Consider the following 12,860-nt stretch of genomic DNA (forward strand, 5'->3'; position numbering starts at 1 on the left):
CTAGTATAATTTGTTTTATATTATTTTATCAGGTCAGGCAAATGATTAAGTATAATATTTGTATGACCTTGTCCTTAGGGATATGAGTTAACTCATCTTCGAGGTAGCTTCCAGTTCTAAAGCAGGAAATCTTATTGCAAAGAAGGCATAAAGTGAGCACCTTAAATAAAGGCAAAAATGTATAGTAAATGATTAAAAAGTATATTAGAAATTAACACTCCTCATGTTACAATGAAAAAACATGGGGAGTTTTTATTTACTTTAAAACTTTATAAATACATATGTTGGTTTGTGATAGGGGTGAAACACATGTCAATAAAGAAAAAAATCTTTTTAGTAGTCTCCGTAGTATTAATATTAAGTGGAATTATCATAACATCGGTATGGTATCGGGTCAGCAGTAACCTAACGGATACTTATTTGAGAAATATATCGGAAAGTACGATGTTGGATGCTTGTCATGCATTTGAATATTTATTAGAAGATACTTCGTATATGGCATCGATGATATCCTTGAACAAAAACAATATAGTTCAGCCCATGGAAGAATTAAATGAAAATGTGATAATGACTAAGGGGCAATGGAATCAGGAATATTTGAAAAATAAGAGGGTTATAGAACGCTTTATCAAGGGATTGAATGGTTATAAATATTATATTGTAGGAATTACTATAGTTGTTAAAGAAGACTGTGTATTTTCTAGTTCACATTTAATGCAAGATCATGAACAACTATATGAAAAGATTGTAGAGCTGGACCAAGAGACGTTGAAGACCAATATGGTTATGATGGATCCTATTCATGTTGAGGGGGGCAAATCGACGTATTCCAGCAATTATGTGGTCCCGGCAATTAGAGGAATTACAGATTGGCACAAGAATTTATTGGGCTATGTCGTTCTATATTTTGATTACGGAGTGATAGAGCAGATGTTCTCGGCCAATCTTCCGGAGGGTAGTAAGTTCCAGGTAGTAAATGAAAATAAATCCATGATATTTTCAAATTGCGGCGATGAAATATTGGAGGGGAAATATCGGGAGAAAGGCTTTGTTTATAATACTTTTGAAGCAAAGGATGTAGGATGGACCTTCACTATGGCAATACCGTCAGATTATTATATTCGAGATATCCATCGAACGGCACTGCTCACGATGGTATTGATGATTATTATATTGATTTTGGCGGGAACAGTAGCGATTCTTATTATATCGAAAATGACAATGGAGATTACGTTATTAAGAAATAGTATGGAAGAGGTCTCTCAGGGGAATCTGAAGATTGTGTATCCGGTCAGGAGTAAAGATGAAATAGGTCAGATGGGACGTACATTCAATCATATGGTATCCAGAATTAAGGAATTAATGGAGAAAGTTGCGGAAGAAGAAAAACAGAAACGCAAAGTAGAAATGGATTTCCTGCAAGCACAAATAAATCCTCATTTTATTTCTAATGCACTGAATACGGTAATCTGGATGGCCAAAATACAAAATGCGGATAATTTAGTGCCGCTTATCACTTCTCTGAATTCATTGCTTCAAAGTGCTATGCATCAGGAACAAAATATTATTCCGTTGAAAGACGAACTGGCTTATGTGGATAATTATCTTACAATGATAGAGTATGGTGGAGGATATGATTTCCTGGTGGAAAAGGATATTACAGGCGAAGAGATAGAGTCACTGCATGTCCCTAAGTTTATTTTACAGCCCATAGTAGAAAATGCAGTTTACCACGGAATACCAAAGGATTTATCCCGACAAGGAATTATCAGAATATGTGCGGAAGTAAAAGAAGAAAAGTTATATATAACTGTTGAGGACAACGGAGATGGGATGACGAAGGAGCAGATGAAGGGGATTCTCAGCAAAAAAACCAGAAAAGAGAGTACCTTTAACGGTATTGGGGTGCAGAATGTTAATGAAAGAATAAAGCTGTTCTTTGGGAATGAATATGGGCTTCACTACGAAAGCAAAGAGGGCATTTATACAAGAGCGGTATTTGTGCTTCCCGTTGTTGAGGAAGGAGGAAATATATGACGAAAATTAAGTTGATAATCGTTGATGACGAGATGACTAGCAGGAATACGATAAAGAAACTACTGGAAGACAATGCAGAATATGAAGTTGTGGCGGATTTTTCTGATGGAAAAACGGCAATTGAATGGCTTAGGAAAAACGAAATAGATATCATGCTATGCGATATGCAAATGCAGGAAATAAATGGTGTGGAATTGATGCGGATGGTACATGTGATCAACGAATTTCTTCCAATAATAGTGATTAGTGCATTCGATGACTTTAAGTTTGTAAGGGGAAGCTTGATTAACGGTGCTGCTAATTATCTTCTAAAACATGAACTGACGAAAGAAAATCTTATAAGAACACTTTATCAGGTTAGAGAGAAATATAGGATAGTACCGGAGGAAAGGATGCTTTATCACCGTATCGGTTACTGTATCAAAGATAAGAATGAATTTAAAGCAGAAGTTATTAAGGAAATGTCTGATAAGAAGTTCATTGATTTTACATATCACAATGTTGTTCCGTTAGCAGTCAGCCCGGATTATTTATTTTCAGAGGGTGTGATGCCTTCAGAGTATAAGCAAGAACTCGGCAAAGCTGTAATCGATATTCTTGGACAGATATTGGGGCGGGAATATCAATATGTAGTCTATTTTACCAAACAAGCACATCTTATACTTTTGTTATCTTTTGCAGGTATAACAAGTACTCTTCTTATTATAAATGTAGTAAAGAACCTAACAGGAAGATTACAAAGACAGATTATTCGAATGTTAGATACAACAGTGACAATGGTGGTAGGCGAAGCGCAGGCAAATCTGGAAGCTGCAGTACAGGAAGCATACCGTTTAGATGAGATATTGAAGGATAAATTCTATTTTGGAGGAAACCGTATCATATCCGCCGCAGTTTCCGGGAAAATTAAATACCGTAAAGAAGAAATACCGGAAAGCCTTTGGAAGCAGCTTAACTTCGAGCTTTCTGATTGGAAACGGGATAGTACGGATGTATTAAATGAAATATTTTCATATATGGAAGAAGTGCGGATGGATAGAGAGTATGTATACCATTTTTGTGAAAAGGTAATCGGACTTATGCAGGAACAAGGAATGCTAATGGAAGAAGAGAAGGAAAGGGTTCTTAGGCGCATTAGGGAAAACGAAATCTTTGAGCAGATACGGATTGAAATAATGGAGTGGTATAATAGCAGGAAGCTGCATGCCGAAGGGGAAAAAGATAAATATTCGGCCATCGTACAAAGAACCGTAGATTATATTTCCAAAAATTATGACAAAGATATATCGCTTGAGAGATGCGCAGAAGAAGTGGGAAGCAGCTATACGTATTTGAGCAGGGCATTTAAGCAGGAGACGGGAATGCGCTTTGTGGAATTTCTCAATGAACAGAGAGTGAATAAAGCCAAAAGTCTATTGCTGAGAAATAACATAACAATGAAAGAAGTAGCGGGGCAGGCAGGGTTCCGTAATTATAACTATTTCTTTAAGGTGTTTAAGGAAAATGAGGGGATGACACCGGCAGAATTCATAGCAAAAAATTAGAGTATTTCAAAAAAAGTTGTTATCTTTTTTGCATGCAGTATTTCCTATAATATGTTTAGGTTCACAAGTATGGAAAGGAGCATGGATATTCAAGATGAACAAATTAGGGAAAAAGAACGATTGGTGGGCATACTTATTCATTCTGCCAATGATGGTGCTGTCTTTTGCACTTATTTATTATTGTATTATCTATACGATAGGAACGAGTTTTACAGATTGGAATGGTATGTCCAAGGATATGAACTTTGTAGGGCTAAAGAATTACTCGAAGATGCTCAATGATAAGACATTTTGGACGGCGGTATTTAATAACATTGTTTTCTTTTTCGGCACGGTCTTCGTGCAGGCGGCCGTAGGATTCTTTCTGGCGTTGCTGCTGAAGAATCGATTGCCGGGAAGCAATTTGTTCAAAGCAATTTATTTTATGCCTATTGCAATGGCAACATCGATTACTACTGCAATTTTTAAGATTATCATGGATCCGACGAATGGTACGTTAAACGTATTTTTGCGGGCAGTGGGATTAGATTTCATGGCAGTAAGCTGGCTGGGAGATAAAAGGTATGCACTTTTGGCTGTTATTATTGTAAATATATTTCAGTGGATGGGATTCTCTATGATTACCTATTATGCAGGGCTAATGGGATTGCCTGATGATGTGTATGAAGCGGCCAAAATCGATGGAGCGGGATTTTGGAGGACGACTTTTTCCATAACACTTCCAATGTTGAAAGGAACAAGTAACGTATTGATTATCCTAGGTATAGTAGGTTCCCTTAAGACTTTCGATATTGTTAAGCTTCTGACGGCAGGAGGACCAGGACGCTCCACTACGGTACTCAATACCTATCTGTATGAAAAGGCATTCAAGGACTTTAATGCAGGAGGGGCAGCATCCATCGGTGTAGCGATATTAATCATAGCGGTTGCCATGTCATTTTTGCAAATTAGACTGGCAAAGGAGGACTGAAATGGCAAATAGTAAATGGAAAATGACAGCAGGGAGTTATATTGTTTTTATTATATGTGCATTTATATGGATTCTGCCGATTGGAATTGCAATTGTAAAGTCGCTGCAAATCAGTGGACTTAGCAATTATACATATGTTTTAAGCTATGAAAAAATCAGCTATTTTAAAGTCATATTTAATAGTATGTTCATAGCTATATCCACAGCATTGTTAGTAACCCTTATTACAACATTATCGGCATATGCTTTTTCCAAAATGAAGTTTAAGGGAAGTAAATTAATCTACGGAGCAATTTTGGCTTGCCTTACGGTGCCGGTCGCAGCGGTAACAAGCCCTTTGTTCACCACAATTAAGAATTTTAATTTACTGGATAAACACTTGGGAGTAATTGTCCCGTTGGTAGCGTTTAACACACCGATGATGCTGCTTATGATAAAGAACTATTTTGATACGATACCGGATGAACTTCTGGAAAGTGCCAGAATAGACGGGGCTTCTACTTTTCGCATTTGGTATGAATTCATGATGCCGCTTGGAAGTCCGATTATAGCGAATGTTATGGTTCTTACTTTTATCTATTCCTGGAATGATTATCTAATTCCTCTATTAGTAATGAGAAGTGAGAAAAATTATACAGTTACATTGGCGGCACAATATTTTGTATCCAGTACATATCAGAGTCCCGAAGATGTAGCGAGGATATATGCAGTTATGATGCTTCTGACGCTTCCGTCAATTTTGGTGTACCTGTTCAGTCAGAAGTTTCTTGTAGGTGGAATCACGGCAGGTTCGGTAAAAGGATAACAAAAAATCGAATAGAAAAGCAAAAAGTTGTAGTAAAAAGAAATAAAATTGGTAGTATGCTTAATCTATAAAAAAATTAGGGAGGTACTTACAATGAAGTGGAAAAAACTGATGTCAATTGTTTTAACAACAGCGATGATTGCAACTTTGGTAGCTTGTGGAAATGATGCGGGAAGCGGAAAGTCATCGAATACTGAAGCACCGGCATCTACGACGGATGCAGATGCAGGCGCGGCTGTGGAGGACTCAGGGGAACAGGTGGAGGGGGATGTTGTGACGCTTAGTTTTTGGTCATGGCTGCCGACAACAAATCAATCGGATATTATGATCGAAGAATTCGAAAAAGAAAATCCGAATATTAAAATTGATTATATTCGTACGGAGCAAGATGATTATTTTGAGAAATTGCAGGTCGCTATGGCTTCCGGCACGGGACCGGATCTATTCGGATTAACAACCGGAGCGATGAAAGATCAGTATGCACCCTTTGCAGAGGATATGAAAGGGTTGGCAGATCAGTATTGGAACGGATGGGATGGGAAAATTAGCGAAACGGCTGTAGGACAGTGTATATCCCAGGATGATACCATGGTGGGAATGCCGTTGCTGGTAGCAGGAATGACAGACTTGCTCTATAATAAGACCCTGATGGATGAATGTGGTATTGAAAAGGTTCCGACTACCTATGCTGAGTTAAAGGATGCGGCAGAGAAGGCGAAAGCGAAGGGCTATGTATGTGTGGCTGCAGGTGCTGCAGATGATTGGATTAACTCGGACTGGTTCATTCAGATTTCTAATGAATTTGAAGAGGGTGCGGTTTATGAAGCAGAAAGAGGAGAACGTCAGTGGACGGATCAATGCTTTGTAGATACTATGCTCGCATGGCAGAAGTTGTTTACCGATGGTATATTTGAGGATGGTGCTTTGGGGGTTGCGACTTATCCAGATGCCCGTGACCAATATTTCTTTGCCAGAAAGTCAGTATTCTTCATGACTGGTTCATGGCACTTAGGACCTACCTCCCCAACAAATGCAGAGATACAGGGAACAGAAATTGCTAATCAGGAAGATATTATCGGAATGTCAGTATTCCCCTCCATGGCAGAAAGCGGTACCATAGCCGGAACTTCAGGAGTTGATATAATGCTCGCTGTCAATAAGGACTGCGAACAGAAAGAAGCAGCAATGAAATTTGTTGAATACATGTCGAATGGTGAAGGGCAGCAGTATTGGGTAAATCAGCTTCAGGGTGCCCCTGTATCCAATGAAATAACTTATACAGGAACAATTGACGGTGAATTGCAGCAGCAATCTATCGATGAAGTTAACTATTATGTGAGCAATGCAGTAGGAAATAGACAGTTGACTAATAGCGAACTTGTGACCGCTATTCAGGTTGCGATGCAGAATGTTGCAGCAGGTGATGATCCGGCAGAAGAGCTGAAAGCAGTACAGGCGGTAGCGGACGCTCAATGATAAAATATCGTATATCTGGCTAATTTCAAGATGTATGTTTTAAAGGGCTTTTGTACCGTCCGGATTGATGACGGTGCAAAAGTTCTTTGATTAGCAGGAAGTATAGAGATGAGAATGATTGTGACTTAAGCAAAATAGAGGAATGGAAGGATACAAAATTATGAAGTTATATAATAGAAAGATAAATGATCCTGCTCCTTTAGGGCAGGCAGATCCCTATGTAATAAAAGCAAGCGATGGAAGATATTATATGTATGCTACAGGAGGGCAGGTATATAGCAGCGATGAACTCTTAAATGGGTGGAAATATGAGGGAGTCCATTTGGATATGCCGGGGCAGAAAGTCTGCTGGGCACCGAGCGTGATTGAAATTGACGGTAAATATTACATGTATTATTCCAGTATAGATGAAGATTGTGATGACGAACACGGTCATACTATGCGGGTAGCGGTGTCGGATACCCCGGCTGGAGTGTTTAAGTATGAAAAGACATTATTGCCTCCCTTTTCCATTGATGCACATGTTGTAGAAACTCCATCGGGTCTGTATCTTTTCTATTGCAATAATGATTATGAAGCAGAACGTGCGGGTACATATATTCTGTGTGATAGGATGGAAAGTCCGCTTGTTGTAGAAGGAAAACCAATTCCTGTAGTGTGCCCTACGATTGATGAAGAAATTTATATGAAGGATAGATTCAAAGTCGGACAGCATTGGCATACGATAGAAGGTGCTTTTTATTTCTATCACGATGGCATTCATTTTCTGATGTATTCCGGCGCATGCTATCAGAATCCTACGTATTTTATCGGATATTGTATTGCACATGGCCCGGAGAATGCTGATTTAAGAGAATTGGAATGGAAGAAGTATCCTGATAATCATACGTATGCTCCTCTTTTGAGAAAGAATGAGTTTATAGAGGGGATGGGACACAATAGTGTTATATTTGATAACGAGAAATGTTATATCATATATCATGGACGTGATAACGGAGATATTGCATTGAAAGAGGATGCGCGTTCGGCGAGAATCGACGAGATGTTTATTGATAGGGAAAAACTATTTGTTAATGTGACGCGGTAATATTATGAAGAAAATAACTTTACCCAAAATGAATTTTTATAAAATAAGAACCGGAAGAAATAAAAGTAACATAAAGAATAGAATAATACCTGAAATATTGTCGGATACAAGTATAAAGGGAAGTTTAATCAAGGCCTTTCTCGTTCCCATTGTACTTATTATTGTGTTTGGGGTCGTATCTTATAAAACTGCTTCCGGTGTCATAAAAGAAAAGGTTGAGAATTCCTCTATAAGCACAATATCGGCCATGAGTATGTATTGTAATCTACTTACCGGCAATATATCTTCGAAAGCGCTGGAACTAGTGGTAGGGGATGATTTATCTTCATATTATGAAGGAAATTATAAGCAAAATGATAGTAAGGCAATGCAATACTGGCGCAGCGCGAAAAAGGATCTTCTCCAAATAAAAGCTAGTGTGCAATATTTATATAGTTATTCTATCATTCCGGCTAATGGGCTATCTCTTAGTTATATATCCGGAAACATGGGAGAAGATATTTATGAAGGATTTATGGAATCTGTGCAGGGAAAATACTTCGAGGAAAATGAAGCGCTCAAAAACGGATGGTTCGGATATCATTCATTCTTGGATGAGCGGCTATCTATTTCCGAGGATGAATATGGTCTTGCCTTTTTCCAGAAGTTTTTGAAGGCCGATGCCTACCTTATCCTCGATATTACCATGGAAACTATTGAGAAAATGTTGGGTGAGATGGATTTCGGCAATAATAGCCTCAAGGCTCTTATCTCTCCTGATGGTCGTGAAATTGTATATATACAGCAGGAAAAGTCTGAAGTGGATACGCCTCTTCAAGCTCATTCGGCAATTTTTACGAATAAGGACTTTTACCGAGATAGCCTGAATGCAAAAGAAGCCGGAGGCAATTATGTTAAATATAATGGAGCGACTTATTTGTATGTATTCTCGCCGGTGGGTGATACAGGAATTATGCTATGTGGATTAATTCCACAGGATAATATTATAAAAGAAGTAAAATCAATACGAAATCTATGCATTCTTATGGTATTGTTCGTGTGTGCTATCGCTTTTGTTATAGGAGGAAAGATTGCATCAGGTATGAGTAAGTCTGTAGGCATAATTGTCGAGGGGCTGAATGAGGTTGCAGGGGGGAATCTCATGCAGAAATTCGAGATTACTAGAAAGGATGAATTAGGTCTTCTTGTTAACGGATTGAACGACATGTTGAGAAGCATGCGGACACTTATGAAGGATATGCAGACATTTGGAAATAAAGTAAAGGAGATGACAGGCGGAGTCGGGGTACAGTCAGAGACAATCAATACATCCATCAAGGAAATTTCTGCGGCAGTAGACGAAGTGGCAAAAGGAGTAGAAATTCAAGCGAAAGATGCGGATCATGGTAATGATAGGATGTCTAATTTTGCGGTAAAAATCGATGAAGTTTATGAGAGCACCGGAGATATGAACAACACCGCAGACAAGGCTATTGCGGCAGTGGGACAGGGGCGTATTATCGTCGGCGAGTTGAATAAGAAGTCGGAGACAACGGCAGCTATTACAAAGGTGCTGATAGAAAAGATAAATGATGTGCAGGATCGTTCCTTAGAAATCGAATGTTTTATCGATACGATTAATAGCATAGCCAGACAAACTAACCTTCTCTCATTAAATGCTTCTATAGAGGCAGCAAGGGCAGGAGAGAATGGTCGGGGATTTGCAGTTGTTGCGGAAGAGATTAGAAAGCTTGCGGATGAATCCATGAAGGCGGGTAAGAGTATTAAGTATATCGTTAATAATATGACTGAGACAACGAAGAAGACAACAGAAGCGGCCGGGGAAACTGAGTTAATGATTTTTGAGCAAGCGACTTCTTTGGATAAAACGATTCGAGTATTTGAAGAAATTAATGGTTGCGTGGAAAACCTCGTGGGACATCTCGATCATATTGTGGACAGCATGAAGGAAATCAGTATAGATAAGGAACAGGTTCGGGAATCTATCCAGAATATTTCTTTGATATCGGAGCAGTCGGCGGCTGCCACTGAGGAAGTAACCGCCAGCCTGGATAATCAAGTTAAGATTGTTTCTGATTTAGCAAAGAATATTGAAATGCTGAGAAAAGATGCGGATGTGTTAGACAAGTCTATTAGAAGGTTTAGAGTATAGAAATTATAATACATAAAATTTATAACAAAATGGACATCAGGCCTTTTCGGTCTGATGTTTCTAATTTTATAAATTTTTTATAATTCTGCTAGCACTCACCTATTGACAGTGCTAACAATGAGTGATATATTACATATAGAACAAATAAATAATACAACACAAACAAATAGAAATGGAGGAATGACTTATGTTACTACCTAGTATTTTTGGAGAAAGCTTATTCGATGACTTTATGAATTTTCCGTTTGAAAAAGAATTCTTCGGAAGACGCAGCCCTCTATATGGAAGATATGAGAAGAATTTGATGAAAACGGACATTAAGGAGACAGATTCTGCTTATGAAGTAGCAATCGATTTGCCGGGCTTTAAGAAAGAAGATGTTTCTGCGAAGTTGGAAAATGGATATCTTACTGTTAGCGCATCCAGAAACATGGATAAAGAGGAAAAGGATGAACAGAATGGTGCTTACATCCGTAGAGAGCGCTATAGCGGGGAGTGTTCAAGAAGCTTCTATGTAGGTGATGCAGTTGTGGAAGAGGATATCAGAGCCAGATTCGAAGATGGAATACTGCAGCTTACAATAGCAAAGAAGGAAGAGAAAAAGATAGAAGAAAAGAAGTTAATTGCCATTGAAGGATAAATTGGGCTGAATAAAGAGTCCAAGACTCAAATAATAAAAGCGCTGTATTAAATGCAGCGCTTTTATTAATCTTTGAACGTTTTATGAACTCCATTGAAACATGCCTGTATCTGTGCTACACTAAAAAATCTAAGGGAATATCTTAGGATATGAAAGGAAATGATAACTATTCAGTGAGAGTACTGAACTGTTACAGGAAATAATAGACAGAACAGGAGAAGTTTATGAAGAATGAATTATTTGCTATAGGACCTATTGTTGTATACGGGTATGGACTTATGATTGCTATCGGTATTCTGGCGGCATATTTCGTAGGAGAATATCGGGCGAAGAGAAAGGGATTGGATGCGGACCATATATTTAATTTTGTAATATGGTGTGTAATAGGCGGATTCCTCGGTTCCAAGCTACTCTACTCGTTAACGAATATTAAAAATATTATAGCCAATCCATCCCTTTTACTCGATTTTCAAAATGGATGGGTAGTATATGGCGGTATTATCGGTGGTATTTTCTCTGCTATAATTTATTGCAGGATAAAGAAGCTGAAGTTTCTTCCTTATTTCGATTTGCTCATTCCATCGGTAGCGCTGGCACAAGGTTTCGGAAGAGTTGGTTGTCTCTTGGCAGGATGCTGCTATGGACATGAGACGAATAGCCCAATCGGAATTGTATTCCATACGTCTGCGTATGCGCCTAATAATATAAGCCTTGTCCCCACACAGATTATATCTAGTGGGCTTAACTTTCTTCATTTCTTCGTATTAATATGGTTTGCAAAGAGGAAAAAAGCAGATGGACAGGTTGGAGCTGTTTATTTGATTCTATACAGCATCGGTCGATTCATTCTGGAATATTATAGGGGAGATTTGATACGAGGCAGTGTGGGTGCGTTATCCACATCACAATTCATCTCTATTTTCACCGTGATTGCGGGAGTGGTACTCTTTATCATAACCGGACGCCAGGCCCCAAAAGAGCAATTATAAAAGACATTTAGAAAAATTTTCTTAAATATTTGTTATTAAGCAGTGTAAATCCTACTAAACTTGTCGGGATTTACACTGTTTTTGTTAATTTTTTGTAAGTAGATTTTGCTTCGCTGCAAGAGATAAATGGGGATGTGATTGTTATACAAATAAGGTCACAATAGGTATCGTAACAAAGGAAAGCAGCGTGGAGAGGATAATTCCTCTGGAGATAAGAGCGCTGTCCAAATCATGCTGCCTGCATAGAATAAGAGGTACATTACCGGCAGGTACTGAGAGCATAAGTGCAGTCGTGCTGATAATAAGCGTATTATCTGTAAAAAGACGGAACAGGAATACACAAAGTACCGGAATGAGAACCATACGAAGCACTGCAAATGCATATAGCTTCTTATGAGAGAAAATAGCGGCAAAGGGCATCTGTGCTACTGAAACACCGAGTACGAGCATGGACAAGAAGGTAGTGGAACGCCCCACATGGGTAAGGGTATCGGAAAAAAGTGCCGGAATATGGATATCGCTCAGATATAATATAATGGTTAAAAAAGCGGATATGGTTCCGGCATTGATGAATTTGCCCGTGATTTGGAAGAAACGATGAGCATAGCTTTTCGCTTCTTCTTTTTTTGTCTCATTATTTGGGATATCATCGGAAGGAACAAGAGGCTTATTCCTTTTAACGGCAGCCTTAATGGTAGCGATTCCTTGTGTATAAACAAGTATATTGTATATAAGATTGCTGATAGATACATAGATCAATGAGCCGGGACCAAGTACAGCCATGGATAAGGGAATTCCAATAAAGCCTACGTTACCATAAATGGTAAGAAGTCCATAAGCGAAGTGATCCTCCTTCGGAGCGCGGAGAATATAGGGCATTAGATAACCGCATAAAATGAGGATAGCATAAGAAATCAGTATAATAAAAGAACCGGTAAGCAAATCGGAAGTGGAGGCTTTGGGGCCGGCATCGAATACCGAGCAGATAAGCAGAGCCGGATTGCATATGTTTATAATAAGAGCAGAGACCTGTTTGGCGGTGCTGTCAGAAAGCATCGATTTGCGGTAGAGAAACGCACCGATCATAATAAGAATAAATATCATCATCATTTGTTGTAGTAAAATTCCAATGCTCATAATTTAACACGCTTTCCCTTTAT

The 12,860-nt window shown here is 38.6% G+C and carries 10 protein-coding genes; 9 read left to right on the forward strand and 1 reads right to left on the reverse strand.

Annotation, left to right across the window (positions count from 1 at the left end):
- Positions 1-309: 309 nt before the first annotated feature.
- The 9 genes from RBB56_RS11670 (at position 310) to RBB56_RS11710 (ending at position 11,700) form a co-directional block, all read left to right on the forward strand.
- Entirely contained in the window at positions 310-2,037 is a 1,728-nt protein-coding gene (locus tag RBB56_RS11670; protein ID WP_306719131.1) for a sensor histidine kinase, read from the forward strand.
- On the forward strand, positions 2,034-3,581 hold the full coding sequence (locus RBB56_RS11675; protein ID WP_306719132.1) for a response regulator: 1,548 nt from the start codon (positions 2,034-2,036) through the stop codon (positions 3,579-3,581). Before RBB56_RS11670 ends, RBB56_RS11675 begins: the two co-directional genes overlap by 4 nt.
- 94 nt (positions 3,582-3,675) lie before the next feature.
- On the forward strand, positions 3,676-4,551 hold the full coding sequence (locus RBB56_RS11680; protein WP_306719133.1) for a carbohydrate ABC transporter permease: 876 nt from the start codon (positions 3,676-3,678) through the stop codon (positions 4,549-4,551).
- A gap of 1 nt (position 4,552) precedes the next feature.
- Complete coding sequence (locus RBB56_RS11685) at positions 4,553-5,356, forward strand: carbohydrate ABC transporter permease (protein WP_306719134.1); 804 nt, start codon at positions 4,553-4,555, stop codon at positions 5,354-5,356.
- 93 nt (positions 5,357-5,449) lie between these two features.
- Positions 5,450-6,832 carry an ABC transporter substrate-binding protein gene (locus tag RBB56_RS11690; protein ID WP_306719136.1) on the forward strand — a complete coding sequence of 461 codons (1,383 nt, stop codon included), beginning with the start codon at positions 5,450-5,452 and terminating at the stop codon, positions 6,830-6,832.
- Positions 6,833-6,992: 160 nt separating this feature from the next.
- Positions 6,993-7,919, forward strand: a complete 927-nt coding sequence (locus RBB56_RS11695; protein WP_306719137.1) for a glycoside hydrolase family 43 protein — start codon at positions 6,993-6,995, stop codon at positions 7,917-7,919.
- A gap of 28 nt (positions 7,920-7,947) precedes the next feature.
- The gene (locus RBB56_RS11700) at positions 7,948-10,071 is read left to right on the forward strand and encodes a methyl-accepting chemotaxis protein (protein ID WP_306719138.1); all 2,124 of its coding nucleotides are present in this window, start codon (positions 7,948-7,950) and stop codon (positions 10,069-10,071) included.
- A 187-nt stretch (positions 10,072-10,258) separates the two neighbouring features.
- A complete protein-coding gene (locus RBB56_RS11705) occupies positions 10,259-10,711 on the forward strand; it encodes an Hsp20/alpha crystallin family protein (RefSeq protein WP_306719139.1) in 453 nt (150 codons plus the stop codon).
- A 224-nt stretch (positions 10,712-10,935) separates the two neighbouring features.
- The gene (locus RBB56_RS11710) at positions 10,936-11,700 is read left to right on the forward strand and encodes a prolipoprotein diacylglyceryl transferase (RefSeq protein WP_306719140.1); all 765 of its coding nucleotides are present in this window, start codon (positions 10,936-10,938) and stop codon (positions 11,698-11,700) included.
- Positions 11,701-11,841: 141 nt separating this feature from the next.
- Here RBB56_RS11710 and RBB56_RS11715 read toward each other — a convergent pair whose 3' ends face one another.
- Positions 11,842-12,837, reverse strand: a complete 996-nt coding sequence (locus RBB56_RS11715) for an AEC family transporter (RefSeq protein WP_306719141.1) — start codon at positions 12,835-12,837, stop codon at positions 11,842-11,844.
- Positions 12,838-12,860: the final 23 nt, after the last annotated feature.

It is taken from the genome of Kineothrix sp. MB12-C1 (assembly GCF_030863805.1).
In the GTDB taxonomy this organism is placed as follows: domain Bacteria; phylum Bacillota; class Clostridia; order Lachnospirales; family Lachnospiraceae; genus Kineothrix.